Here is a 25085-nt window from a genome sequence, read left to right on the forward strand (position 1 = left end):
ACCCTCGATCACTTTAGCCCTTTTCACTGCGCCATCCCCTGCCTTATCTTCGGCGATATCCTGGCCGAGCTGGTCGGCTTCAAGAGTGCCACCGCCCTGCGCAATCACTTCCGGGCCCGTTTTGCCATCTCCCCCAGCGAGTGGCGACGCTCTTTTCGTGGTAACAATATCTGATGGCGTCCGCTGTACCCGCCCACCCCGCTATGGCAGGCTAACCAGAGATCCCGAGGAGTCATACCATGTCCCGTTCCGAACGCCTGCTGGCCCTGCTCCAGCTGCTGCGTGGCCACCGTTACGCCATCACCGGCACAGAGCTGGCCAGCCAGCTTGGCATTAGCCTGCGCACCCTCTACCGGGATATGGCGACCCTGCAGGCGCAAGGTGCCCATATCGAGGGTGAGCCGGGTATCGGGTATGTGCTGCGCCCCGGCTTCATGCTGCCACCGCTGATGTTCAGTGAAGAGGAGCTGGAAGCCCTGGTGCTGGGTTCCCGCTGGGTGGCCAAACATACCGACAGCGCCCTGAGTGCCGGTGCCCGCAGTGCGTTGGCCAAGATAGAGGCCGTGCTGCCCGACGAGTACCGCCAGCAGCTCCACACCAATACCCTGCTGATCGGCTCATCCCGCCACGACGTCTGCACCGATGAAGCGCCCCTGCGCAGTGCCATTCGTCAGCAGCGCAAGATAACCCTGAGCTACCGCGACCTGAGGGAAGCGAGTTCCGAGCGCACCGTCTGGCCATTTGCCCTTGGCTACTTCGAGCAGGTGCGGGTACTGGTGGCCTGGTGCGAACTACGGCAGGATTTTCGCCACTTCCGGGTGGACCGCATCAGCCAGCTGACACTGGAGCAGACAGGCTATCCCAGGAGCCGGGCTATCTTGCTCAAGGAGTGGCGCGCCGCCCAGCAGATCCCGCAACCAACATTCATTGCTGACAGAAACTGACAGCAGGTAGCGCCATGCTGACGGGGTCGGCGCAGATGCGCCCTCCCCGAATCAAGGAGCGTCACCATGTTGTCAGTCCCGCCATTCACCATTCTCTATGTCGCCAATCCGGCTCTCAGCGCCCTCTTCTATCGCGAGCTGTTTGGTCGTCCGCCAGTAGAAGAATCCCCTACCTTTGCCATGTTCGTATTCGAATCGGGGGCAACACTGGCGCTCTGGTCCAGTGCCACGGTCGCACCCGCCGTTACCCAGAGTGCTGGTGCCATGGAGCTGGCCTTCCCGCTGCCAGATGAAGCCAGTGTTGATACTGGCTTGGCCGAGTGGCAGGCGCGCGGCCTGACCATCATCCAGCAGCCGAGCCGAATGGAGTTTGGCTATACCGGCATGGCGCTTGACCCCGATGGTCATCGCCTGCGCCTCTACTGCCTTGCTCCGGAACTGGGCTAAGTCGGTACCATCAACACCAAGGCGGTTTGACGTTTCACGTGGAACGTACGATTTCCCCGCCCCTTAAAACGAGAAAAGCCGCTCACAAGGAGCGGCTTTTTGCTGTCTGACTGCGTCGATTAGACGTCGAGGTTGGCGACCCGCAGGGCGTTGGTCTCGATAAAGTCACGGCGGGGCTCGACCGCATCACCCATCAGGGTGGAGAAGAGCTGGTCGGCACCGACGGCATCGTCTATGGTGACGCGCAGCATGCGACGCGCTTCCGGATCCATGGTGGTTTCCCACAGCTGGTCCGGGTTCATCTCGCCCAGCCCTTTATAGCGCTGGATGTAGATGCCGCGCTTGCCTTCGCCCATCAGCCAGTCGACCGCTTCCACGAAGTTGGCAACCGGCTTGACCTTCTCGCCACGCTTGATGAAACCGCCTTCCTCGATCAGGTTGGCGATCTCCTTGCCAAGTGAAACAAGCTGACGGTACTCACCGGACTGCAGGAAGTCGTAGCTGATCGCGTATTCACGGTCGACCCCGTGCTGACGCACCACAGCATGGGGGACGAACAGACGACGCTCTTCATCACGACGCACCTGGATCTGGTACTGGATACCGTGGTTGCTCTCGTTGAGCACGGCCTCCATGCCCTGACACCAGGCCAGCAGGTCGCTCTCGCTGGCCAGCAGGGTTTCGTTCAACTCAGGCTGATAGATCAGCTGGGTCAACACGGCATCCGGCGCCCGACGGGACATACGGGTGATCAGGTGAGACACGGCACGGTGCTGGTTGACCAGACGCTCCAGCGCCTCGCCACCGATGGCCGGGGCAGACTCGTTGACGTGCAGGGTTGCACCATCCAGCGCCATGGCGGTCTGGTACTGCAGCAGTGCATCTTCGTCTTTCAGATACTGCTCCTGCTTACCCTTCTTGACCTTGTACAACGGCGGCTGGGCTATGTAGATGTAGCCACGCTCGATGATCTCCGGCATCTGACGATAGAAGAAGGTGAGCAACAGGGTACGGATGTGCGCACCATCGACGTCAGCATCCGTCATGATGATGATGTTGTGGTAACGCAGCTTGTCCGGATTGTACTCGTCACGACCGATGCCGCAGCCCAGAGCGGTGATCAGGGTGCCCACCTCTTGCGAGGAGATCATCTTGTCGAAACGGGCCTTCTCCACGTTCAGGATCTTGCCCTTGAGCGGCAGAATAGCCTGGTTCTTGCGGTTGCGACCCTGCTTGGCGGAGCCGCCAGCAGAGTCCCCTTCCACTATGTAGAGTTCGGAGAGGGCCGGGTCTTTCTCCTGGCAGTCTGCCAGCTTGCCGGGCAGGCCGGCGATGTCCAGCGCACCCTTGCGGCGAGTCAGCTCGCGCGCCTTGCGGGCCGCTTCACGGGCACGGGCCGCATCGATGATCTTGTTGACCACAATCTTGGCATCGCCCGGGTTTTCCAGCAGGAACTCGCCAAGCTTCTCGCCCATCGCCTGTTCAACCGCAGTCTTCACTTCGGAAGAGACCAGCTTGTCCTTGGTCTGGGAGGAGAACTTGGGATCCGGTACCTTGACCGAGATGACCGCAATCAGACCTTCACGCACGTCGTCGCCGCTGGCGGCCGACTTGGCCTTCTTGCTGTAATCCTCTTTGTCCATATAGGTGTTGAGGGTGCGGGTCAGCGCGGTCCGGAACCCTACCAGGTGAGTACCACCATCCCGCTGCGGGATATTGTTGGTAAAGCAGTAAACCCCTTCCTGATAGGCATCGTTCCACTGCATGGCGACTTCGACGCCGATGCCGTCCTGCTCTATGGAAAAGTGGAACACCTTGGGGTGGATCGGGGTCTTGTTCTGGTTCAGGTATTCCACGAAGGCCTTGATACCGCCCTCGTAGCAGAAATGCACCTCGCGGCCATCCCGCTCGTCCTGCAGACGGATGGAAACACCGGAGTTAAGGAAAGAGAGCTCGCGCAGACGCTTGGCCAGGATCTCGTAGTGATACAGGGTATCGGTAAAGATGGTCGGGCTCGGCCAAAAGCGCACCTCGGTACCCGTGCCACTGCTGCTGTCGCCAATCTGCTTGAGCGGCGCCTGCGGCTCACCCAGGTGATAGGTCTGCTCGTAGACATGGCCGTTGCGACGAATGGTCAGCAACAGCTTGTCAGAGAGGGCGTTAACCACTGAGACGCCCACACCGTGCAGGCCACCTGACACCTTGTAGGAGTTGTCATCGAACTTACCGCCAGCGTGCAGCACGGTCATGATGACCTCTGCGGCGGAGCGGCCCTCCTCTTCGTGCATGTCTACCGGGATACCCCGGCCGTTGTCACGCACGGAAACGGAACCGTCGGAATGGATCTTGACCAGAATATCGGAGCAGTAGCCAGCAAGAGCCTCGTCAATGGAGTTATCGACGACCTCAAACACCATGTGGTGCAGACCTGAGCCATCATCCGTATCGCCGATGTACATCCCCGGGCGCTTGCGGACCGCATCCAGGCCCTTCAGTACCTTGATATTCGAGGAGTCGTAAGTATTTTCACTCATAGCTTACTCTCTGCCTTCTCTAACGTTTCGGAGATCTTGCCTTGTTCCACGTGGAACAACTTGCAGTCATTCGCATCCATCATGTCTGCGAGCTGACCGGTATCGATGGCGGTGATAAACACCTGGGACGCACACTGCTTCAGCCTTGCGGCCAGCAAGCGGCGCTTGTCGACATCCAGTTCAGAGGCAAAATCGTCAATTAAAAAAATACAGCCACGGCTGCTATGTTGATTCAAATAGAGCCCTTGGGCCAGTCGCATGGCACAGACCAGCAACTTCAGCTGACCCCTGGACAAAATATCCTGAGCGGGCACACCATTCGCCTTGAGTCGCACATCGGCCTTCTGTGGGCCTACCCCTGTGTAACCCAGCGAACGATCCCGCTCAAACCCCGCCTCCAGCAAGTCGCCGAGGGGAGTGTCTTTCTCCCAGCCCCGATAGAAACCGAGACTGATGTCGAATTCCGGCAGAAAATCTGCCGTCATCTCCTTGATCAGGGGCGTAATGGCCTGACAATAGCTCGCACGGAACATGGCCAGTTCCCCCCCGAGCCGCACCAGCTCCTGATCCCAGAACGCCAGCTGGCGATACTGGGTACTCTGGCGCAGCAGGGCGTTGCGCTGTTTCAACAACCGCCGCACTCGTCCCCACAGGGAGAAAAAGGTCGGTTCCTGATGGAAGACCCCCCAATCGAGCCAGGCCCGGCGAGCCTGGGGACCGCCCGTCAGCAGGTTGAAGCCATCAGGATGGATCAACTGCACCGGCAACAGCTCGGCCAGATCGGCCAGTCGCTGGGCCTGGGCCCCGGCGATCTTGAGCTGGGTCTCGCCACTCTTGTCCTTGGCGAGTCCAATGGGTACCTGACGCCCCTCCAGTTCGCACTGGGCAAACAGGGTAAAGGCCCGCTCCCCTTGGCGGATGACCCGCCCGGTCAGGTGAGTACGAAAGGAGCGACCAAGGCCAAGGTAGTGAATGGCTTCCAGTACGCTGGTCTTGCCACTGCCATTGCACCCGACCAGGATGTTGAGGCCGGGGGACAGCTTGAGACTGGCCTGCTGGATATTGCGAAAGTCGCTGAGCTGGAGTTTGACCAGGGCCACGACTAGATCCGCATCGGCATCACCACATACTGAGCATCCTGATGATCAAAATCCTCAATAATGGCACTGCTGATGGAATCGCTCAGGCTAATCCGAATTTGGTCACATTTTAACGTATTCAGCACGTCCAGCACATAAGAGACGTTGAAACCTATCTCCATCTCGCTGGCCTCGTATTGTACGTCAAGCAGCTCTTCGGCTTCTTCCTGTTCCGGATTGTTGGCGGTAATGCGCAGCAGGTTTTCCTGCAGATTGAGACGCACTCCACGGAATTTCTCGTTGGAGAGGATGGCCGCACGGGCAAATGCCTGACGCAGATCCTCACGACCGGCGATCAGGGCCTTGTCGCTGTTGCGCGGGATAACCCGGCGCCAATCCGGGAATCGGCCATCCACCAGCTTGGAAGTGAAGATGAAGCCGTCCAGCGCAGCGCGCAGGTTGCTGCGACCGATCTGCAGCCGTACCGGCTTGTCTTCCGCTTCCAGCAGACGCACCAGCTCCAGCACACCTTTACGGGGCAGGATAACCTGATGATCGGGCAGCGATTCTTCCACCACCTCGCGACGGCAGGTCGCCAGACGGTGGCCATCGGTCGCCACGGTGCGCAGGCCGTGGCCCTCGCTCTCGAACAGCATGCCGTTCAGGTAGTAACGCACGTCCTGGCTGGCCATGGAGAACTGGGTGGCATCGATCAGCTTCTTCAGCTCCAGCTGGCCGATGTCGAATTCGAGCACGGATTCCCAATCCTCGATATTCGGGTATTCGCTGGCCGGTAGAGTCGACAGGTTGAAACGAGAACGACCGGAACGGATGATCAGGCGCTCGCCTTCGGTGTTGAGGCGGATGTCCGCCCCTTCCGGCAGGCCGCGACAGATATCCAGCAGCTTGCGCGCCGGCACTGTGGTGCGGCCATCCTGGCTCTCATTATTGAGATAGACCTGACCTATCATCTCAACTTCCAGGTCAGTCCCGGTCAGCGACAGCAGACCCTGGCTGACATCAAGCAGCACATTGCCAAGGATCGGCAGGGTCGGCCGGCCACCCAGGGCACCGGACACCAGTTGCAGAGGACGTAACAGGGCCTCACGGCTAATTTCGAGCTGCATCTGTGCTCTCCGTTCTTATCAGGAGGAAAGGGTTCGGATCAGGTTGGAATAGTCTTCCTTGATGTCGTGGCTCTCCTCCTTCAGCTGCTCGATCTTGCGGCAGGCATGAAGAACGGTAGTGTGGTCACGGCCACCAAAGGCATCACCTATCTCCGGCAAACTGTGGTTGGTCAGCTCCTTGGCCAGTGCCATCGCCAGCTGGCGTGGACGGGCAACGGAGCGTGAGCGGCGTTTTGACAGCAGATCCGCCAGCTTGATCTTGTAGTACTCCGCCACCGTCTTCTGAATGTTGTCGATGGTGACCAGCTTCTCCTGCAGCGCCAGCAGATCGCGCAGCGCTTCGCGCACGAAATCGATGTTGATGGCACGACCGGTGAAGTTGGCATTGGCGATCACCCGGTTGAGGGCGCCTTCCAGTTCACGGACGTTGGATCGCAGACGCTTGGCAATGAAAAAGGCCACTTCGTCCGGCAGGTGGATCTGGTTCTCATCCGCCTTGCGCATCAGGATGGCGACGCGGGTCTCCAGCTCCGGTGGCTCGATCGCCACCGTCAGGCCCCAGCCGAAGCGGGACTTGAGGCGATCCTCGACACCATTGATCTCCTTCGGATAGCGATCCGAGGTCAGGATGATCTGCTGGTTACCTTCGAGCAATGCATTGAAGGTATGGAAGAACTCCTCCTGGGAGCGCTCCTTGTTGGCAAAGAACTGGATGTCATCGATGAGCAGGGCATCGACGCTACGGTAATAACGCTTGAACTCTTCAATGGCGTTATTCTGCAGCGCCTTCACCATGTCCTGCACAAACCGCTCGGAGTGCATGTAGATGACTTTGGCGTCTTTCTTGCGCTCCTTGATGGCGTTGCCAACGGCGTGCAGCAGGTGGGTCTTGCCCAGACCGGTACCGCCATAGAGGAACAGCGGGTTGTAAGCGCCACCCGGGTTGTCGGCTACCTGACGGGCAGCCGCACGGGCCAACTGGTTGGACTTACCCTCGACGAAGTTCTCAAAGGTATAGTTCACGTTGGTGTTGCTTTTGTGGTTCGGCTCAGGCTTGGCTTCAGCCTTGCTTTCCCAGCTCTTCTGCAAGTTATTCACAGGCGCAGTACCCCGCGCCGGCGCTCTTGCGACCGCGACAGGATGGGGACGATTACCTATATCAAAACGCAGGGTGGGGCCGTCGACCCCACAGAGTTCGTTGATGATGCCATTAACCCGGATGAGATACTTGTCTCGTACCCAGTCCAGAACAAAGCGATTCGGTGCATACAGGGTCAGAGTATTGTCACTCAACTCCGCTTGAAGCGGCCGGATCCACATGCTGAATTCTGCCGAGGGCAACTCATCTTGCAGCCGGTTAAGGCACTGCTGCCATAGCGAAGCAGTCACTCTAAACTCCCGTCAATTGATTAACTAAAGACCGGCTATTCTACGTTTTTAGCGGCTGGATCTCTAGCTGCCACCTAGCGGATCCAGCAAATAAGATCCTTGACTTTCAAGGATCCAGCACCGCTGGATCTGATTTCATCCCCAAAGTTACCCACAGCCTGATTCATCCTGAATGGCATCAAAGATCCAGACCTGAACCGGTTATTTTATATAACCAAATATCATTTATTCTTTGGCTTTTATTCCAATAACATCAGCGCACATTCAGTGATTACAACTAAAAATACAGAACAACAGAGAGAGGAATCCCCATGACATCATCCATCAAGCTGGTCTCCGGTGCCGCCATTCTGCTGGCAGCCTTGTCCGGTCAAGCCATCGCCCAGGAAACCATCAAGGTCGGCATGTCCGGCAAGTATTTCCCGTTCACCTTCGTCAAGCAGGACAAGCTGCAGGGCTTTGAGGTGGATATGTGGAACCAGATTAGTGAGCGCACCGGCTATAAAGTCGAGTTCGTGACCGCCAGCTTCTCCGGCCTGTTCGGCATGCTGGATACCGGCCGCATCGATACCATCTCCAACCAGATCACCATCACAGACGAGCGCAAGGCCAAGTACGCCTTCTCCCAGCCCTATGTCTATGACGGCGCCCAGATAGTGGTCCGCAAGGGCAACAGTACCATTCACGGCATCAAGGATCTGGAAGGCAAGAAGGTCGCTGTCAACCTTGGCTCCAACTTCGAAGAGCTGCTGCGCAAGAACGACCCGAACAAGAAGATCGATATCCGCACCTATGACTCCAACTTCGAACAAGATGTCGCCCTGGGTCGCATCGATGCCTTCGTGATGGACCGCGTCTCCACCGCCCAGCTGATCAAAGAGTCCAAGCTGCCGCTGCAACAGGCAGGCGCACCGTTCGAGACCATCGAGAACGCCCTGCCCTTCCTGAATACCCCGGAGAAGCAGGTGCTGCTGAAGAAGGTGGATGACGCCCTGACCGCCATGCGCAAAGATGGCACCCTGCGTCAAATCTCCGAGAAATGGTTCGCTTCCGACATCACCGACAAATAAATGATGGAATTTGACCTCGAGTACACACTAGGGCTGTTCCCCATCCTGCTCAAATACCTGGGCACCACGATGGAAATGGCCCTGTGGGGATTCGTCTTGGCACTCGTATTGTCGCTGACCCTGGCGATAGTACGGGTGTTTCGCATCCCTGTGATCCACTGGCTGGCAATGCTCTATATCTCGTTCTTTCGAGGTACTCCCCTGCTCGTCCAACTGTTCCTGCTCTATTACGGACTGCCGCAATTGTTCCCCATCTTCGTGGGGATGGATGCCTTTACCGCCGCCATCGTCGGACTGACCCTGCACTTCGCTGCCTACATGGCCGAGTCGATCCGCGCCGCTATTCTGGGCATTCACAAGAGCCAGATGGAAGCGGCTCTCAGTATCGGCATGAGCCGTTACCAAGCGATGCAGCGGATCATATTGCCGCAGGCGGCCCGCATAGCAACGCCGTCGCTGATGAACTACTTCATCGACATGATCAAGAGCACCTCGCTGGCATTCACCCTGGGCGTAGCAGAGATCATGGGCAAGGCGCAGATGGAAGCCTCCTCCTCCTTCAAGTTCTTCGAGAGTTTCATGGCGGTGGCCCTGGTCTACTGGGTGGTAGTCATCATCTTCACCCGCTTGCAGCACCTGCTGGAAGTTCACCTGAACCGAGCCTATTAAAGGAGGTCTGCGATGATCAAATTAACCGGCCTCTCCAAGGCATTTCACGGCAACAAGGTGCTCAACAGCATAGATCTGGAGGTCAGGAAGGGGGAGATAGTGGTCATCATAGGTCCCTCCGGGACCGGCAAATCGACCCTGCTGCGCTGCCTCAACCTGCTGGAAACCCCGGATGCAGGCTCCCTTGCCATCGATGATCTGCAGCTGGACCTGGCCAACGCCAGCGAGCAGCAAGCCATTGAGCTGCGCAAACGTGCCTCCTTCGTGTTCCAGAACTACGCGCTGTTCGCCAACAAAACGGCGCTGGACAACATAGCCGAGGGGCTGATCACCGTCTGGAAGCAGCCGAAGGCTGAGGCTCGCACCACAGCCCTCGGCATCCTCAAGGACATCGGGCTTGCCGACAAGCAGGATGCCTACCCGGCGTCTCTCTCCGGCGGCCAGCAGCAACGGGTCGGCATCGGCCGCGCCATGGCGGCTCACTCCAAGGTCATTCTGTTCGATGAGCCCACCTCGGCCCTCGATCCCGAGTGGGTCGACGAGGTACTTGGGTTGATGAAGGAACTCGCCCGCCAGCACCAGACCATGGTAGTGGTGACCCATGAGATTGAATTTGCTCGTGATGTTGCCGATCGGGTGATCTTCATGGAGGGGGGCCGGATCGTGGAACAGGGCCCGCCGGATCAGATATTGGTCGATCCCAAGGATCCCCGCACCCGGGAATTCTTGCGAAAAGTGCTTAAGTAGCTCTCTCTTTTGGCGGCTTTGCCGCCTTTTTTATTGGAGGATCCTTGTTTAACCCCGGGTTGCCAGTATAATCCGGAGCCCTTGATCCTCCGGATCCTGCCAGCTTCTCCTGCTTACTTATGAGTCAGGGCAAGATGAGAGGGAACGGCGGATTGACTAAAAGCCGAACTCTGTTTAGAATTCGGCCTCTTTTGCTAGTCGTCACACGCTATAGCTGGCGCGTCGGCTAAGTGTGACAATCAAAACTGTACAGAAATACGGAATCGAATCATGAAACGTACTTTTCAACCGTCCAACCTGAAGCGCAAGCGCTCTCACGGTTTCCGCGCCCGCATGGCAACTGCCAACGGTCGTAAAGTTCTGGCCGCTCGTCGTGCCAAGGGTCGTGCCCGTCTGGTAGTTTAATGCCAACGCCGCACACCTTCTCTCGGGAGTTACGTCTGTTAACTCCCGAACACTTCAAACGCGTTTTCGCCGAGCCTGTCCGGGCCGCTTCTCCGCAAATTACTCTTCTCGCCTGTCCCAACACCCTCGAACATCCCCGTCTTGGCCTCGCTGTGCCCAAAAAAGCACTCAAGCGTGCCGTCTGGCGTAATCGTGTCAAACGAGTGGTCCGGGAAAGTTTCCGCCTCAATCAAGCCAACCTGCCCGCTATCGACATCGTCGTGATCGCCAAGGGCGGCGTCAAAGAGATGGACAACGAGGAGCTGTTCAAGTTACTGGAAAAGCTATGGCGCACTCTGTCACGCCGTTGCAATGGGTAGCTGTCAAACTGATACGCCTGTATCAGCTAATCATTAGCCCTCTGCTCGGGCCGCGCTGCCGTTTCACGCCAACTTGTTCCCAATTTGCGATAGAAGCAATCCGACTTCACGGTTTCATAAAAGGCGTTTGGTTAGCCAGCAAACGTCTATTAAAATGCCATCCCTTATCCGAGGGTGGTTATGACCCGGTTCCGCAACCAAAGCGAAGAAACTGAAGACTATGGAATCACAACGCAATCTCATCCTGATCGGTTTGCTGTTCGTGAGCTTTCTGCTCTGGCAACAGTGGGAGTCTGACAAGGCTCCGAAGCTGGCCCCGACTACCGTGGCCCAAACCGAACATTTCGTACCTGAAGCCGGTCAGACCGGTGATATTCCTCAGGTTTCCGAGCAAACCAACACGAACGCCGCACGCAAGCTGATCACCGTCTCCTCCGACGTGCTCAAGCTGACCCTGGACACCCAGGGCGGTGACATAGTGTCTGCCGAGCTACTGGCCCACAAGCAGGAAGAAGGCCAGGATCAACCCTTCGTCCTGCTGACCAGTCAGCCTGACCGCCTCTATGTCGCCCAGAGCGGCCTGGTAGGTCGCGACGGTCCTCACAGCCAGGTCCAAGGTCGTCCTACCTATGAAGCCACCCAGACCAGCTACCAGCTGGCCGATGGTCAGGATCAAGTCGTCGTTCCGATGACCTGGACCGACAGCAAAGGTGTGGTCTTCACCAAAGAGTTCGTGCTCAAACGTGGTGACTATGCGATTGGTGTCGAATACAAGATCGACAACAAATCCACCGAGCCGGTCCAGGTACAGTTCTACGGTCAGCTGAAGCAGACCATGACCACACCCAAGGATCAGGAAGGTCACGCCATGGTAGCCAGTGCTTACCGTGGTGGCGCCTTCTCCAGCGAAGATAGCCGCTACAAGAAGTACACCTTCGGCGATATGAAGGATGCCGACCTGAACAAGACCACCAAAGGTGGTTGGGTCGCCATGCTGCAACACTACTTCGTCTCTGCCTGGGCACCGAATGCCGACGATATCAACAGCTTCTACAGCCGCGTGATCCCTGGTAAAGACCAGGCCATCATCGGCTTCAAGGCGCCGCTGGTAGACGTGGCTGCAGGCGAGCAGGCCGAAGTGACCAGCACGCTGTGGGTGGGTCCCAAGCTGCAAGACGAGATGTCCAAGGTGGCAAACCACCTCGACCTGACCGTCGACTACGGCTGGCTCTGGTTCATCGCCCAACCGCTGCACTGGTTGCTGACCGTGTTCCACGGTTTCGTCCAGAACTGGGGTCTGGCCATCATCATGCTGACCCTGCTGGTGCGCGGCATCATGTTCCCGCTGACCAAGGCCCAGTACACCTCCATGGCCAAGATGCGCATGCTGCAGCCCAAGCTGGCCGCACTGCGTGAGCGCTTCGGTGACGATCGCCAGAAGATGTCTCAGGGCATGATGGAGCTGTACAAGAAGGAGAAGGTCAACCCGCTGGGTGGCTGTCTGCCGATCCTGGTCCAGATGCCAATCTTCATCGCCCTTTACTGGGCCCTGATGGAATCTGTTGAGCTGCGTCATGCGCCATTCATCCTGTGGATCACCGACCTGTCGGTGAAGGACCCCTTCTTCGTGCTGCCAATCCTCATGGGTGCTTCCATGTGGTATTTGCAGAAGATGAGCCCGACCACGGTGACAGACCCGATGCAGCAGAAGGTGATGCAGTTCATGCCGATCATCTTCACCTTCATGTTCCTCTGGTTCCCGGCTGGCCTGACCCTGTACTGGTTGGTGAGCAACCTCATCTCCATTACCCAGCAGACCATCATCTATCGTCAGCTGGAGAAGAAAGGCCTGCACACTCGCAACTGATGCGCAGCTAATCTTCCCCCTGATAACAAAAGAGGCGGCCTTGGGGCCGCCTTTTTTATTACAATGTCCCCCAATTACCGAGCAAATGAGCCAAGCAAGATGACAACAGATACGATCGTGGCCCAGGCCACCGCGCCCGGCCGTGGCGGCGTTGGCATAGTCCGGGTCTCAGGCCCCGCCGCCGAACAGGTCGCCGAGATAGTGCTCGGCAAGCGCCCGCGGGTGCGCTACGCCGAATATCTGCCGTTCAAGGATGAGCAAGGCCAACCGCTGGATCAGGGCATTGCCCTGCTGTTCAAGGCCCCCAACAGCTTCACCGGCGAGGATGTGCTGGAGCTGCAGGGTCACGGCGGCCCCGTCATCATGGACATGCTGGTGCGCCGTATTCTGCAGATAAAGGGGCTGCGCCCTGCCCGTCCCGGCGAGTTCAGCGAGCGCGCTTTCATGAACGACAAGCTGGATCTGGCCCAGGCCGAGGCCATCGCTGATCTGATCGAAGCCTCCAGCGAACAGGCCGCCCGTAGCGCCATGCACTCCCTGCAGGGGCAGTTCTCCAGCAAAATCCAGCAACTGGTGGAGAGCCTGATCCGGCTGCGCATCTATGTCGAAGCCGCCATCGACTTCCCTGACGAGGAGATCGACTTCCTCTCCGACGGCAAGGTGGCTGGTGATCTCTACGCCATCATGGGGTCACTGGACGGTGTGCGCAGTGAGGCCAAGCAAGGCGCCCTGCTACGAGAAGGGATGAAGGTAGTGATCGCCGGTCGGCCCAACGCAGGTAAATCCAGCCTGCTAAATGCCCTGGCAGGGCGCGAGTCCGCCATCGTCACCGAGATAGCCGGCACCACCCGCGACGTGCTGCGCGAGCACATCCACCTGGATGGCATGCCGCTGCACATCATAGATACCGCCGGTCTGCGCGACACCCAAGATCAGGTGGAAAAGATCGGCATAGAGCGCGCCTGGGCCGAGATAGAACAGGCCGACCGTGTGCTCTTTATGGTGGATGGCACAACGACCGATGCGATCGACCCGCGAGAGATCTGGCCGGAATTTGTTGATCGGTTGCCAAAAAACATCGGCCTCACTGTGGTGCGCAACAAGGCCGACCTGACCGGCGAGGATCTGGCCCCTCGCAATGAGCTGGGTCACGCCGTCTACCGCATCTCCGCCAAGACAGAGCTGGGGCTGCCCGCCCTGCGCGAGCACCTGAAAGCCTGCATGGGCTTCCAGGGCAACACAGAGGGGGGCTTCATGGCTCGCCGCCGCCACCTGGATGCGCTGGAGCGCGCCGCCGAGCGGTTGCTGGTGGCCAAAGATCAGCTGGAAATCTATGTCGCCGGTGAACTGGTGGCCGAAGAGCTGCGTCTGGCGCAGGAGTCACTCTCGGAGATCACCGGCGAGTTCAGCTCCGACGATCTGCTGGGTCGCATCTTCTCCAGTTTCTGCATCGGCAAATAAGTCGGTACGGCAAACAGTAAAAAGCCCGGGTTCTTCCCGGGCTTTTTTTGTGCGTTTTTCATCCTAAAACCGAGAAGCGGCGCAGACACCACATGAAGTAAGCGCCCCCTAACAGGGTGGAAACCAACCCGACCGGCACCGCCTGCGGAAAGAGGATCTGCTGGCTGATACCATGAGCACAAACGGCCTACGATGGAGCAATCAGCACGCCTTTAATCAGCCAAACGGGGTTGTCTGATGCCAGCTCGGCCGCATGGATGATCGAAGACAATGAACAGCAGAGGCATTGTTTGTACATAAAACAACCCATGTAAAACCCAAACCATAAACCTGATTTCAGCAATAGTGCACGCGCCACAACATAAAGGGACTCGTAAGGTAACCACTATTTAGGAAGAAATTCAGAGAGGCTGCAGAAAGATCGCCGGGATTGATCCGGCAGCATTATCTGGCTGGATCCATTATCCCCAAGCTTTATCCATATTTATCCACACCCTTTGGCGGTAGAATCCGGGTTCCGCATTTTTCAGGATCCATTCCATGGCCAAACTCAATCTCGTCGTCGGCTCCATGCTGGGCGCCGCCGAATATGTCGCAGACCACGTCGCCCATCTGCTGGAACAAGCGGGCCATCAGGCCGAGATCCACAATCCGGCCAAGCTGGTCGAGGTGCTCGCCGAGCCGGACGCCATCCTGCTGGTGGTCACTTCCACCCACGGTGCCGGCGACATACCCGACAACCTGCAACCCTTCGCCAAGGATCTTGCCGAGCAGCATCCGGATCTTAATGCCTTGAAATATGGCGTGATCGCCCTCGGCGACAGCAGTTATGACACCTTTTGTCAGGGTGGCAAGACGCTGGATCGGCTACTGGCAGAGTGCGGCGCCAGCCGGATCGGGGATCGTCTCGACATCGATGTCACCCAACACGAGATCCCGGAAGATGCCGCCGAAGCCTGGATCCAGAGCTGGATGCCGTTGATCGCCTGATCAGGGCCAGGGAGATCCTGCAGAAAAGCCTTGATCTCCCCGTTTATCCCCCGATCGCTATCCACCAGGTTATTAACAGATTGATCCTGACAACTTGTTCTACATGTTTACCCACAACGACCGGGGGTAATGTGTATAACTACCGTGTAAAGCTCTGCAAAACCTATAGTTATCCATGTATGAGATCCAGCCCGCTAGCCGCCTGTGTATAAAAGCACTGGTTATCCCCCTGTTCACGGGGCCAGGATCCAAGCTTTTCCACAAGCTGGGATCGCCTTTAACCAGATGATCTTTATGATCAAAAAGCGCTTATCAACAGAAATGGTGGATCCTAATAAAAGATCCAATAAAAGATCGATCTAAAGATCCTTAAGATCTATTAAGTGGATCCTCCCTCCATACTGACCGTTAAGTAGACGTTCCCCTCAGGGCGCGAAACAGATAGAATGTTCCGCCCCTCAGCCCAGGCAAACAACGATCTTCAGACGTGCAGATCAAGGTGATCCCCAATGCAATACCATGAACAATTTGATGTGATCGTCGTCGGTGGCGGTCATGCAGGAACCGAAGCAGCAACAGCGGCAGCCCGTATGGGTCTGAATACCCTGTTGTTGACCCACAATATCGATACGTTGGGACACATGTCCTGTAATCCGGCGATCGGCGGGATCGGCAAGGGACACTTGGTCAAGGAAGTTGACGCCCTCGGCGGGATCATGGCGCGAGCCGTCGATCTTGGCGGGATCCAGTTCCGTACCCTGAACTCCTCCAAGGGGCCCGCGGTACGAGCCACCCGTGCTCAAGCGGATCGACTGCTCTACAAAGCCGTCGTACGTCAGATGCTGGAGAACTACCCGAACCTGAAGATCTTCCAGCAAGCCTGTGACGATCTGATCATGGACGGGGATCGTGTTGCCGGTGTAGTGACCCAGAGCGGGATCCGCATCAGCGGCAAGACGGTGGTGCTGACCGTAGGCACCTTCCTGAATGGCTTGATCCACATCGGGATGGAAAACTACAAGGGCGGCCGCGCCGGGGATCCTCCCTCGATCGCTCTGGCTCAACGGCTGCGCGAGATGCCGCTGCGCATCGATCGTCTCAAGACGGGTACACCGCCGCGGATCGATGCCCGCAGCGTCGATCTCTCCGTCATGCAGGCGCAGTACGGTGATGATCCGCGCCCTGTCTTCTCGTTTATCGGCGACGCCAGCCAGCACCCACGCCAGGTGCCCTGCTACGTCACCCACACCAACGAGCGTACCCACGATGTGATCCGCAACAATCTGGATCGCAGCCCCATGTACGCCGGGGTGATCGAAGGGATAGGCCCGCGCTACTGCCCGTCGATCGAAGACAAGATCACCCGCTTTGCGGACAAAACGGCGCACCAGATTTTTGTCGAGCCGGAAGGCCTGACCACCCACGAACTCTATCCGAACGGGATCTCCACCAGCCTGCCATTCGACGTGCAGGTGCAGATAGTGCGTTCCATTCGTGGTTTCGAAAATGCCCATATCACCCGCCCCGGCTATGCCATCGAATATGACTTCTTCGATCCACGGGATCTCAAGGCCAACATGGAGAGCAAGTGCATCGGCAACCTGTTCTTCGCTGGCCAGATCAACGGCACCACGGGTTACGAAGAGGCGGCAGCCCAGGGTCTGATGGCCGGTTTGAACGCCGGTCTGCGTGCCCAGGACAAGGATCCCTGGCATCCGCGCCGAGATCAGGCCTACATGGGCGTGATGATGGACGATCTCTCTACCTTGGGGACCCGCGAGCCCTACCGCATGTTCACCAGCCGCGCCGAATATCGCCTGCTGCTGCGGGAAGACAACGCTGACCTGCGTCTGACCGCCATCGGCCGTGAGCTGGGTCTGGTGGATGACGAGCGCTGGGGCAAGTTCAACGTCAAGATGGAACAGGTGGAGCTGGAGCAACAGCGCATGCGTTCGACCTGGATCCACCCGCAACATCCTTCGCTGGAGGCAGTCAACGCCCTGGTCAATGCCCCGCTGACCCGCGAGCAGAGTCTGGAAGAGTTGCTGCGTCGTCCCGAAGTGACCTACGATGCGCTGATGGCCATCGAGGGGGTGGGGCCGGCACTGAGCGATCGCGCCGCCGCCGATCAGGTGGAGATCCAGATCAAGTACGCCGGTTACATCGAACGTCAGCACGACGAGGTGGAGAAACAGCTGCGCAACGAGAACACCCTCTTGCCGCTGGACATGAACTACCGCGACGTCAACGGTCTCTCCAACGAGGTGATCGCCAAGCTGAGCGATGCCAGGCCGCAGACCATAGGTCAGGCTTCCCGTATCTCCGGCATCACCCCGGCTGCCATCTCCATCCTGCTGGTTCACCTGAAAAAACACGGCCTGCTGCGCAAAACCGCCTGAGGATTCTTACCGTTGGAAAACATGCTGGAAAGATTGAACGGCCTGCTCATGCAGGCCGGTATTGTTATCACCGACACCCAAAAGACCCAGTTGGTTCAGCTTGTCGAGTTGCTGCACAAGTGGAACAAGGCTTACAATCTCACCTCGGTGCGTGATCCGGACGCCATGCTGGTCAAGCATATCCTCGACAGTCTGGTGGTGAGTCCTCACCTGCATGGTGAACGTTTCATCGATGTGGGGACCGGTCCCGGGCTGCCTGGCTTGCCGCTGGCCATCATCAATCCGGACAAGCAGTTCGTGCTGTTGGACAGTCTGGGCAAGCGGATCAACTTCATCCGCCAGGTGATCCAGGAGCTGGGCTTGACCAATGTGATACCCGTCAAATCCCGTGTTGAAGAGTATCAACCCGACGTCGGGTTTGATGGTGTACTGAGTCGGGCCTTTGCCTCGCTGGAGGACATGCTGACCTGGTGTCATCATCTGCCGTCGGCCCAGGGCAGCTTCCTGGCGCTCAAGGGGCAATACCCCGGGCCCGAGCTGGCTCAACTGCCTGCCAACATACGTCTGGTCGCCTCCCATCAACTGGTGGTGCCGGAATTGGAAGGCGAACGTCATCTGCTGGAATTTAAACATGTCCAGCCCGAATAGGGTCGCAGTTTCATTTAGGGGATAGTGTGGGAAAAGTCATCGCCATAGCCAACCAGAAGGGTGGAGTGGGTAAAACCACCACCTGTGTGAATCTGGCCGCCTCCCTGGCCGCCACCCGGCGCAAGGTGCTGGTGATCGATCTGGATCCGCAGGGCAATGCCACCATGGGCAGCGGTGTCGACAAGTACGAAGTCGAACGGACTGCCTATGAGCTGCTGATCGAAGACGCCCCCATTGGCGAGGTGATCATCCCCGAAACCTCGGGGGGCTATCACCTCATCGCCGCCAACGCCGACGTGACTGCGGCCGAAATCCGCCTGATGGAATTCTTTGCCCGCGAAATCCGCCTGCGCAATGCGCTGGCCTCGGTACGGGACAAATACGATTACATCTTCATCGACTGCCCGCCTTCTCTCAACATGCTGACCGTGAACGCCATGGCCGCCGCCGATTCCGTGCTGGTGCCCATGCAGTGCGAATACTATGCACTGGAAGGGCTTACCGCCCTGGTCGACACCATCAGCAAGCTGGCAGCCGTGGTCAATCCGGAGCTGAAGATCGAAGGGGTGCTGCGCACCATGTTCGATCACCGCAACCGGCTGGCCAATGATGTGTCCGATCAGCTGAAACAGCATTTCGGGGACAAGGTCTATCGCACCATCATCCCCCGCAACGTAAGACTGGCGGAGGCACCGAGCTTCGGTGCTCCGGCCATGCACTATGACAAATCATCGGTGGGTGCCAAGGCCTATCTGGCGCTGGCGGGCGAGATGCTGCGCCGCCAGGAGCAGGAGCGTCAGGTGACCATCGCAGACCGAGAGAGCATATGACGCCGAAAAAACGTGGACTGGGCAAGGGGCTGGACGCCCTGCTCAGCACCAGCACTGCCGCGCGCCAGAAACAGGTGATGAGCGACCAGCGTACCGAGCAGGCTATGGCCCCCACCAATCAGGGTGAGCTGCGCAGGCTGCCGGTGGAGTGGTTACAGTCCGGCAAGTACCAGCCACGCAAGGACATGTCGCAGGATGCACTGGAAGATCTGGCCAATTCCATCCGCGCCCAAGGGGTGATCCAGCCGATCGTGGTGCGCCCCCTTGGCGAGCAATCCTTTGAAATCATCGCCGGCGAGCGACGTTGGCGTGCCTCCCAGCTGGCCCGGCTCGATGTAGTGCCCTGCATCGTCAAGGATGTGCCCGACGAGGCTGCTGTCGCCATCGCGCTGATTGAGAACATCCAGCGTGAAGATCTCAATGCCATCGAAGAGGCGGTCGCCCTGCAGCGGCTGCTGACCGAATTCGAGCTGACCCACCAGCAGGTGGCCGAGGCGGTAGGCAAGTCCCGCACCACTGTCACCAACCTGTTGCGTCTCAATCAGCTCAACGACGACGTCAAGCGTTTCGTCGAGCACGGTGATCTCGATATGGGTCATGCCCGCGCCCTGCTGGCTTTGAGTGGCCAGGCCCAGTCCGAACTGGCCAAGCTGGTTGCCCAGAAGGGGCTGACAGTGCGAGATACCGAGAAGCTGGTTCAAAAAACACTCGAACCGGCAAAAGCCAAGGTTGAACCTGTCCGTGATCCGCAGTTTGGTTACCTGGAGCGCCAGATTTCAGAAAAAATTGGTAATCAGGTACAACTTCAGCCGGGGAAGCAGGATAGCGGCAAGTTAGTAATAAGTTACGAGAACTTAGCCGGTTTGGACCGGGTATTGGGCTATTTTGGCCTGTCAGAAACGTGATTTTTACGCTTTTTGTAGTAATAAAACATCTATTCCTTTTGATATGAACGTAACCTTGATTCTGTACGGAAAGCCGCAAAAATTAAGGGTTTTTGTCATATTGCAATCACCGCCTTCAAGGGTATAATTTGACCGGCTTTTTGGGCTGTCATTTCGTGTGTGTCAACATGTCGATTTTTACAGTTCTGTAATGTTCAGGGGGCATTTGGTGGAGCAAAAATTAGCCTGGAAAGGTTTGACACTGGCCTTGGCTATACTTGCTTGCCAACTTACCCTGATCTTGGTTGTGAGTGCCGTTTGGGTTCACCTGAGAGGCATTCCTGCTGGATACGCGTCCCTCTATGGGGGAGGTGTATATCTGATTCCACAACTCCTGTTCAGTCTCTTTACGTTGAGCCGGAAGCTTGGCCCCGGGAGTGCGGGCTGGGTGTTGTGGGATTTTTGTGTTGGAGCAGGGATCAAGCTGGTAAGTACAGTCGCACTCTTCGTGACTGTACTCCTGTACGTCGAGGTGGAACATCTCCCCCTTTATGTCACCTATTCGCTATCCCTGTTTTTCCAATGGGTCATAACGATCGTTCTCAATAACCGCTACTAGGAAAACTCATGGCTGCAACCGGAGAAGCCCTGACTACTCAGGGATACATCTCCCACCACCTGCACCATCTGCAAGTGGGTTCGGGGTTCTGGACGGTAAATATCGACTCCATGATATTTTCCGTTATCCTCGGCGCTCTGTTTATCTGGATATTCCGCAAGGTGGCCGTGACGGCGACCAGCGGTGTGCCAGACAAGCTTCAGTGTTTTGTAGAAATGGTTGTCGAGTTTGTGGATGACACTGTCAAGGGTATCTTCCACGGTAAGAGCAAGCTGATCGCTCCGCTGGCACTGACCGTGTTCATCTGGGTTTTCCTGATGAACTTGATGGACCTCATCCCGGTTGACTACCTGCCCTACACAGCACAATTGCTGGGCGTCCCCAACTTGCGAGTAGTTCCTTCCGCCGATGTTAACATCACTATGTCCATGGCTCTGGGAGTCTTCGCCTTAATCATCATTTACAGTATCAAGATGAAAGGTGTCTCGGGCTTTGTGAAAGAGTTGACCCTCAGCCCTTTCAATCACTGGGCATTTATCCCTGTTAACATTGCGTTGGAGTTGGTTACCCTGCTGTCCAAACCCGTTTCTCAGGGTTTGCGTCTGTTTGGTAACATGTATGCCGGTGAACTGGTATTTATCCTGATCGCTGGTCTGCTACCGTGGTGGTCCCAATGGCTGCTTAGCGTGCCTTGGGCACTGTTCCACATTCTGGTAATTACTCTGCAAGCCTTTATCTTCATGGTGTTGACCATTGTCTATTTGTCGATGGCCAGTGAAGACCATTAATCCTGTTACGTTTACTCGCTCTGTTTGGAGAATATAAAGATGGAAATGATTTACTTTGCCGCTGCAATCATGCTGGGTATGGCCGCTGTCGGTGCCGCTATCGGTATCGCTCTGCTGGGTGGCAAGTTTCTGGAAGGCGCTGCGCGTCAGCCTGACCTGATGCCTATCCTGCGTACCAACTTCTTCATCGTAATGGGTCTGGTCGATGCAATCCCGATGATTGTGGTCGGTATGGCTCTGTACCTGATTTTCGGGGTTGCAGCCTGATAAGTGATGCTGTTGTTATCACTTTCTTTTTAAATTTCATATAGAGAGGTCTTGGTTGTGAGTATCAATGCCACCCTCCTCGGTCAGACAATTGCTTTCATCATTTTTGTCTGGTGCTGCATGAAGTTTGTATGGCCGCCCCTGATGGCTGCCATCGAGGCTCGTCAGAAAAAAATTGCTGATGGCCTCTCTTCCGCAGAGCGTGCCAAGAAAGATCTGGATTTGGCCAAGGCCAACGCCACCGATCAGCTGAAAGAAGCCAAGCTTCAGGCTGCAGAAATCATTGAGCAGGCTAACAAACGTAAAGCCCAGATCATTGATGATGCTGCTGTCGGAGCCCAGACTGAGCGGGAAAAAATCCTGGCTCAGGGCCGAGCCGAGCTCGAAGCTGAACGTCATCGTGCCAAAGAAGAACTGCGTAAGCAGGTTGCTGCTCTTGCCATTGCTGGTGCAGAGAAGATCCTGGCGCGTCACATCGACCAGGCTGCCAACAGCGACATCGTCGACAAACTGGTAGCAGAACTGTAACGGGAACGGGGCTATGTCTGAACTGACTACAATCGCTCGCCCCTACGCCAAGGCTGCTTTCGAGTTTGCCGTTGAGCACAAGGCGGTTGACCAGTGGCTGGGGATGCTCGGCTTCGCTGCACAAGTAGCGGAGAACGGGACAATTCACTCACTGGTACACGGCTCTGTGGCTGCCGAAGAGCTCGCAAACCTGTTTGTGGGCGTCTGCGGTGAGCAACTCGACGAGCATGGCCAGAACCTGATCCGGGTGATGGCCGAGAATGGTCGCTTGGGTGTGCTGCCGGCGGTCGTTGCTGAATTTGTAGCGTTCAAGGCTGAACTGGATAAAGAAGTTCAGGCTGACGTGATTTCGGCGACCGAACTGACCGACCAGCAGAAAGCCGCTATTCAGGCTTCTCTGGAACAACGTCTCGCGCGCAAAGTGAAGCTGAATTGCAGCATGGATGCGTCCTTGATGGCCGGGGTGCTCATCACGGCCGGAGATCTGGTAATCGACGGCTCTGTCCGCGGTAAGCTGGATCGCATGGCTGACGCGCTGCAATCTTGATTGGGGTATTAGAGCATGCAACTGAATTCCACTGAAATCGCCGAGCTTATCAAGCAGCGCATCGCGCAGTTTGATGTCAAAAGCGAAGCGCGTAACGAAGGTACCATCGTCTCTGTGAGCGACGGTATCATTCGTATTCACGGCCTGGCCGATGCCATGCAAGGTGAGATGATCGAGCTGCCGGGCAACCGCTTTGCTCTGGCATTGAACCTGGAGCGTGACTCCGTCGGTGCTGTGATCATGGGTTCCTATGACGGTCTGTCAGAAGGAATGAAAGTAAAAGGCACTGGCCGTATTCTGGAAGTGCCGGTCGGTCGTGGTTTGTTGGGCCGGGTGCTGAACACCTTGGGCCAGCCGATCGACGGTAAAGGTCCGGTCGACAACGACGGCTTCTCGCCGATCGAAGTGATCGCCCCGGGCGTTATCGAGCGCAAGTCTGTTGACCAGCCGGTTCAGACCGGTCTGAAAGCCATCGATGCCATGATCCCCATCGGTCGTGGCCAGCGTGAGCTGATCATCGGTGACCGTCAGGTGGGCAAGACCGCCATCGCGATCGACACCATCATCAACCAGAAAGACTCCGGCATTAAGTGTGTCTACGTTGCGATTGGCCAGAAGGCCTCCACCATCGCCAACGTGGTGCGCAAGCTGGAAGAGCACGGTGCCCTGGCCAACACCATAGTGGTGGTTGCCTCTGCCTCCGAAGCGGCGGCCCTGCAGTACCTGGCTCCGTATGCCGGTTGCTCCATGGGTGAGTACTTCCGTGACCGTGGTGAAGACGCGCTGATCATCTATGATGACCTGTCCAAGCAGGCCGTAGCTTATCGCCAGATCTCCCTGCTGCTGCGCCGTCCGCCAGGACGTGAAGCTTACCCGGGTGACGTTTTCTATCTGCACTCCCGTCTGCTTGAGCGTGCTGCTCGCGTCAACGCCGAGTACGTAGAGAAGTTCACCAAGGGTGAAGTGAAAGGCCAGACCGGTTCTTTGACCGCATTGCCGATCATCGAAACCCAGGCCGGTGACGTGTCTGCATTCGTACCGACCAACGTGATTTCCATCACCGATGGTCAGATCTTCCTGACGTCACAGCTGTTTAACTCCGGTATTCGTCCGGCGGTTGACCCGGGTATCTCCGTATCCCGTGTGGGCGGTGCCGCTCAGACCAAGATCGTCAAGAAGCTGTCCGGTGGTATCCGTACCGCATTGGCCCAGTATCGCGAGCTGGCGGCATTCGCCCAGTTCTCTTCCGATCTGGACGAGGCGACTCGCAAGCAGCTGGACCATGGTCAGAAAGTGACCGAGCTGATGAAGCAGAAACAGTACTCTCCGATGAGCGTGGCCCAGCAGTCGCTGGTGCTGTTCGCCGCCGAGAAAGGCTATCTCTCCGATGTCGAGCTGAACAAGATCGTCGACTTCGAAGCCGCTCTGCTCTCTTACGCCAATACCCAGCATGGTTCGCTGATGGCTGAAATCAATGCCAAAGCAGACTACAACGACGCGATCGTTGGCAAGCTGACTGCGTTGCTGGATGACTTCAAGGCAACCCAGACCTGGTAAGCGTGTGTGGCAGCGCGAGCTGCCACCTGATGGAGAGTAAGAGATGGCCGGCGCAAAAGAGATACGTAACAAGATCGGGAGTGTGAAAAACACTCAGAAGATCACCGGCGCTATGGAGATGGTGGCAGCAAGCAAGATGCGCCGTGCGCAGGAACGCATGTCTGCCAGCCGTCCGTACGCTCAAACCATGCGCAAGGTGATCGGCCATATCGCCCAGGGGAACTTGGAATACAAGCACCCCTACCTCATGGAACGTGAGGTCAAGCGAGTGGGTTACATCGTCGTCTCCACCGACCGTGGCCTGTGTGGTGGTTTGAACATTAACCTGTTCAAGGCTGCCCTCAATGATATGAAGCAATGGAGCGCGAAAGGTGCCAAGGTTGACCTGGCATTGATCGGTAACAAGGCCTCCAACTTCTTTGAACGGCACGGCGCCAAGGTGAAAGCTCATGTCGCAGGACTGGGTGACAACCCGAGCGTCAATGACCTGATTGGTTCAGTCAAAGTCATGCTGAAGGCTTACGACAACGGTGAGATTGACAAGCTGTACCTGGTGTACAACAAGTTCGTCAACACCATGGTGCAGCAACCACGAGTCGATCAACTGCTGCCTTTGCCCGTAACTGAAGACAGCAAGCTCGCCAAGCAGCAACCCTGGGATTACCTCTATGAGCCGGATCCCAAGCAACTGCTGGATACCCTGTTGATTCGCTACGTCGAATCCCAGGTGTACCAGGGGGTGGTAGAAAACTTGGCAAGTGAACAGGCAGCCCGAATGGTTGCCATGCAAGCCGCGACTGACAACGCCGGTAACCTGATTAACGATCTGCAACTGGTATACAACAAGGCCCGTCAGGCCAGTATTACTCAGGAGCTGACAGAGATCGTATCCGGTGCTGCTGCGGTGTAAGGCAAGGGTTATCAAAGGTT

26 protein-coding genes and 1 pseudogene are annotated in these 25085 nt (G+C 57.1%); 23 read left to right on the top strand and 4 right to left on the bottom strand.

What is annotated here, in order from left to right; genetic code table 11:
- Positions 1-54: 54 nt before the first annotated feature.
- The 3 genes and pseudogenes from BN1129_RS24495 to BN1129_RS13230 form a co-directional block, all read left to right on the top strand.
- Positions 55-174, top strand: a pseudogene (locus BN1129_RS24495) (GlxA family transcriptional regulator); the annotation flags it as partial.
- Between the two features lie 65 nt (positions 175-239).
- Entirely contained in the window at positions 240-944 is a 705-nt protein-coding gene (locus tag BN1129_RS13225) for a helix-turn-helix transcriptional regulator (protein ID WP_042037141.1), read from the top strand.
- 69 nt (positions 945-1013) lie between these two features.
- Positions 1014-1391 carry a VOC family protein gene (locus BN1129_RS13230; RefSeq protein WP_157013391.1) on the top strand — a complete coding sequence of 126 codons (378 nt, stop codon included), beginning with the start codon at positions 1014-1016 and terminating at the stop codon, positions 1389-1391.
- A gap of 119 nt (positions 1392-1510) precedes the next feature.
- Here the strand turns inward: BN1129_RS13230 and gyrB are convergent, their stop codons facing one another.
- From gyrB to dnaA, 4 genes are read right to left on the bottom strand one after another with little or no spacing between them, the layout of a single operon-like run.
- Positions 1511-3925: a DNA topoisomerase (ATP-hydrolyzing) subunit B gene (gyrB, locus tag BN1129_RS13235; RefSeq protein ID WP_042037145.1), complete on the bottom strand. Its 2415-nt coding sequence runs from the start codon at positions 3923-3925 to the stop codon at positions 1511-1513.
- Positions 3922-5025 (bottom strand): DNA replication/repair protein RecF, encoded by a 1104-nt coding sequence (recF, locus tag BN1129_RS13240; RefSeq protein ID WP_042037146.1) that lies wholly within the window; start codon positions 5023-5025, stop codon positions 3922-3924. The genes gyrB and recF overlap by 4 nt, the downstream gene beginning before the upstream one ends.
- Positions 5026-5027: 2 nt before the next feature.
- Positions 5028-6131, bottom strand: a complete 1104-nt coding sequence (gene dnaN / locus BN1129_RS13245) for a DNA polymerase III subunit beta (protein ID WP_005319542.1) — start codon at positions 6129-6131, stop codon at positions 5028-5030.
- Positions 6132-6149: 18 nt separating this feature from the next.
- Complete coding sequence (gene dnaA / locus BN1129_RS13250; RefSeq protein ID WP_042037147.1) at positions 6150-7520, bottom strand: chromosomal replication initiator protein DnaA; 1371 nt, start codon at positions 7518-7520, stop codon at positions 6150-6152.
- A gap of 311 nt (positions 7521-7831) precedes the next feature.
- On the opposite strand from dnaA, the gene BN1129_RS13255 reads away from it, so the two are divergent.
- The 20 genes from BN1129_RS13255 to atpG all read left to right on the top strand — a co-directional run bounded on the left by BN1129_RS13255 (position 7832) and on the right by atpG (position 25065).
- Positions 7832-8590: an amino acid ABC transporter substrate-binding protein gene (locus BN1129_RS13255; protein WP_042037148.1), complete on the top strand. Its 759-nt coding sequence runs from the start codon at positions 7832-7834 to the stop codon at positions 8588-8590.
- Positions 8591-9259 carry an amino acid ABC transporter permease gene (locus BN1129_RS13260; RefSeq protein ID WP_157013389.1) on the top strand — a complete coding sequence of 223 codons (669 nt, stop codon included), beginning with the start codon at positions 8591-8593 and terminating at the stop codon, positions 9257-9259. It begins immediately after the preceding gene.
- 12 nt (positions 9260-9271) lie between these two features.
- Entirely contained in the window at positions 9272-10006 is a 735-nt protein-coding gene (locus tag BN1129_RS13265) for an amino acid ABC transporter ATP-binding protein (protein ID WP_042037150.1), read from the top strand.
- Between the two features lie 270 nt (positions 10007-10276).
- On the top strand, positions 10277-10411 hold the full coding sequence (rpmH, locus tag BN1129_RS13270) for a 50S ribosomal protein L34 (RefSeq protein ID WP_005307156.1): 135 nt from the start codon (positions 10277-10279) through the stop codon (positions 10409-10411).
- A complete protein-coding gene (rnpA, locus tag BN1129_RS13275; RefSeq protein ID WP_042037151.1) occupies positions 10411-10770 on the top strand; it encodes a ribonuclease P protein component in 360 nt (119 codons plus the stop codon). Before rpmH ends, rnpA begins: the two co-directional genes overlap by 1 nt.
- Complete coding sequence (gene yidD / locus BN1129_RS22605; RefSeq protein ID WP_010635605.1) at positions 10737-10985, top strand: membrane protein insertion efficiency factor YidD; 249 nt, start codon at positions 10737-10739, stop codon at positions 10983-10985. Before rnpA ends, yidD begins: the two co-directional genes overlap by 34 nt.
- 5 nt (positions 10986-10990) lie before the next feature.
- On the top strand, positions 10991-12637 hold the full coding sequence (gene yidC / locus BN1129_RS13280; protein ID WP_042037152.1) for a membrane protein insertase YidC: 1647 nt from the start codon (positions 10991-10993) through the stop codon (positions 12635-12637).
- A gap of 99 nt (positions 12638-12736) precedes the next feature.
- Positions 12737-14098 carry a tRNA uridine-5-carboxymethylaminomethyl(34) synthesis GTPase MnmE gene (gene mnmE / locus BN1129_RS13285; RefSeq protein ID WP_042037154.1) on the top strand — a complete coding sequence of 454 codons (1362 nt, stop codon included), beginning with the start codon at positions 12737-12739 and terminating at the stop codon, positions 14096-14098.
- A gap of 540 nt (positions 14099-14638) precedes the next feature.
- On the top strand, positions 14639-15088 hold the full coding sequence (gene mioC / locus BN1129_RS13290; RefSeq protein WP_042037155.1) for an FMN-binding protein MioC: 450 nt from the start codon (positions 14639-14641) through the stop codon (positions 15086-15088).
- Positions 15089-15597: 509 nt separating this feature from the next.
- Positions 15598-17487: a tRNA uridine-5-carboxymethylaminomethyl(34) synthesis enzyme MnmG gene (gene mnmG, locus BN1129_RS13295; protein WP_042037157.1), complete on the top strand. Its 1890-nt coding sequence runs from the start codon at positions 15598-15600 to the stop codon at positions 17485-17487.
- 21 nt (positions 17488-17508) lie between these two features.
- A complete protein-coding gene (gene rsmG / locus BN1129_RS13300) occupies positions 17509-18135 on the top strand; it encodes a 16S rRNA (guanine(527)-N(7))-methyltransferase RsmG (protein WP_042037192.1) in 627 nt (208 codons plus the stop codon).
- A gap of 26 nt (positions 18136-18161) precedes the next feature.
- Complete coding sequence (locus BN1129_RS13305; RefSeq protein WP_042037160.1) at positions 18162-18965, top strand: ParA family protein; 804 nt, start codon at positions 18162-18164, stop codon at positions 18963-18965.
- The gene (locus BN1129_RS13310; protein WP_042037161.1) at positions 18962-19870 is read left to right on the top strand and encodes a ParB/RepB/Spo0J family partition protein; all 909 of its coding nucleotides are present in this window, start codon (positions 18962-18964) and stop codon (positions 19868-19870) included. The genes BN1129_RS13305 and BN1129_RS13310 overlap by 4 nt, the downstream gene beginning before the upstream one ends.
- Positions 19871-20060: 190 nt before the next feature.
- Positions 20061-20468, top strand: a complete 408-nt coding sequence (locus BN1129_RS13315; protein WP_042037162.1) for an ATP synthase subunit I — start codon at positions 20061-20063, stop codon at positions 20466-20468.
- 8 nt (positions 20469-20476) lie between these two features.
- On the top strand, positions 20477-21256 hold the full coding sequence (gene atpB, locus BN1129_RS13320) for a F0F1 ATP synthase subunit A (RefSeq protein WP_042037163.1): 780 nt from the start codon (positions 20477-20479) through the stop codon (positions 21254-21256).
- Between the two features lie 39 nt (positions 21257-21295).
- Positions 21296-21523 carry a F0F1 ATP synthase subunit C gene (gene atpE / locus BN1129_RS13325; protein ID WP_375134736.1) on the top strand — a complete coding sequence of 76 codons (228 nt, stop codon included), beginning with the start codon at positions 21296-21298 and terminating at the stop codon, positions 21521-21523.
- 57 nt (positions 21524-21580) lie between these two features.
- Positions 21581-22051: a F0F1 ATP synthase subunit B gene (gene atpF, locus BN1129_RS13330; protein ID WP_042037194.1), complete on the top strand. Its 471-nt coding sequence runs from the start codon at positions 21581-21583 to the stop codon at positions 22049-22051.
- Between the two features lie 13 nt (positions 22052-22064).
- The gene (gene atpH / locus BN1129_RS13335; RefSeq protein WP_042037165.1) at positions 22065-22598 is read left to right on the top strand and encodes a F0F1 ATP synthase subunit delta; all 534 of its coding nucleotides are present in this window, start codon (positions 22065-22067) and stop codon (positions 22596-22598) included.
- Positions 22599-22613: 15 nt separating this feature from the next.
- On the top strand, positions 22614-24155 hold the full coding sequence (gene atpA, locus BN1129_RS13340; RefSeq protein WP_042037166.1) for a F0F1 ATP synthase subunit alpha: 1542 nt from the start codon (positions 22614-22616) through the stop codon (positions 24153-24155).
- 43 nt (positions 24156-24198) lie between these two features.
- Positions 24199-25065: a F0F1 ATP synthase subunit gamma gene (gene atpG / locus BN1129_RS13345; RefSeq protein WP_042037167.1), complete on the top strand. Its 867-nt coding sequence runs from the start codon at positions 24199-24201 to the stop codon at positions 25063-25065.
- Positions 25066-25085: the final 20 nt, after the last annotated feature.

Source organism: Aeromonas popoffii, assembly GCF_000820025.1.
GTDB classification, from domain to species: Bacteria; Pseudomonadota; Gammaproteobacteria; order Enterobacterales; family Aeromonadaceae; genus Aeromonas; species Aeromonas popoffii.

Bases quoted from the DNA above. Each gene is read 5' to 3' on its own strand.
- yidC (WP_042037152.1), top strand. From the start codon at position 10,991: ATGGAATCACAACGCAATCTCATCCTGATCGGTTTGCTGTTCGTGAGC.
- rpmH (WP_005307156.1), top strand. From the start codon at position 10,277: ATGAAACGTACTTTTCAACCGTCCAACCTGAAGCGCAAGCGCTCTCAC.
- atpA (WP_042037166.1), top strand. From the start codon at position 22,614: ATGCAACTGAATTCCACTGAAATCGCCGAGCTTATCAAGCAGCGCATC.
- atpH (WP_042037165.1), top strand. From the start codon at position 22,065: ATGTCTGAACTGACTACAATCGCTCGCCCCTACGCCAAGGCTGCTTTC.
- dnaN (WP_005319542.1), bottom strand. From the start codon at position 6,131: ATGCAGCTCGAAATTAGCCGTGAGGCCCTGTTACGTCCTCTGCAACTG.
- BN1129_RS13255 (WP_042037148.1), top strand. From the start codon at position 7,832: ATGACATCATCCATCAAGCTGGTCTCCGGTGCCGCCATTCTGCTGGCA.
- gyrB (WP_042037145.1), bottom strand. From the start codon at position 3,925: ATGAGTGAAAATACTTACGACTCCTCGAATATCAAGGTACTGAAGGGC.
- mnmG (WP_042037157.1), top strand. From the start codon at position 15,598: ATGCAATACCATGAACAATTTGATGTGATCGTCGTCGGTGGCGGTCAT.
- atpG (WP_042037167.1), top strand. From the start codon at position 24,199: ATGGCCGGCGCAAAAGAGATACGTAACAAGATCGGGAGTGTGAAAAAC.
- yidD (WP_010635605.1), top strand. From the start codon at position 10,737: ATGGCGCACTCTGTCACGCCGTTGCAATGGGTAGCTGTCAAACTGATA.
- BN1129_RS13260 (WP_157013389.1), top strand. From the start codon at position 8,591: ATGATGGAATTTGACCTCGAGTACACACTAGGGCTGTTCCCCATCCTG.
- rsmG (WP_042037192.1), top strand. From the start codon at position 17,509: ATGCTGGAAAGATTGAACGGCCTGCTCATGCAGGCCGGTATTGTTATC.
- mnmE (WP_042037154.1), top strand. From the start codon at position 12,737: ATGACAACAGATACGATCGTGGCCCAGGCCACCGCGCCCGGCCGTGGC.
- BN1129_RS13310 (WP_042037161.1), top strand. From the start codon at position 18,962: ATGACGCCGAAAAAACGTGGACTGGGCAAGGGGCTGGACGCCCTGCTC.
- BN1129_RS13225 (WP_042037141.1), top strand. From the start codon at position 240: ATGTCCCGTTCCGAACGCCTGCTGGCCCTGCTCCAGCTGCTGCGTGGC.
- rnpA (WP_042037151.1), top strand. From the start codon at position 10,411: ATGCCAACGCCGCACACCTTCTCTCGGGAGTTACGTCTGTTAACTCCC.
- BN1129_RS13265 (WP_042037150.1), top strand. From the start codon at position 9,272: ATGATCAAATTAACCGGCCTCTCCAAGGCATTTCACGGCAACAAGGTG.
- atpE (WP_375134736.1), top strand. From the start codon at position 21,296: ATGGAAATGATTTACTTTGCCGCTGCAATCATGCTGGGTATGGCCGCT.
- mioC (WP_042037155.1), top strand. From the start codon at position 14,639: ATGGCCAAACTCAATCTCGTCGTCGGCTCCATGCTGGGCGCCGCCGAA.
- BN1129_RS13315 (WP_042037162.1), top strand. From the start codon at position 20,061: ATGTTCAGGGGGCATTTGGTGGAGCAAAAATTAGCCTGGAAAGGTTTG.
- atpB (WP_042037163.1), top strand. From the start codon at position 20,477: ATGGCTGCAACCGGAGAAGCCCTGACTACTCAGGGATACATCTCCCAC.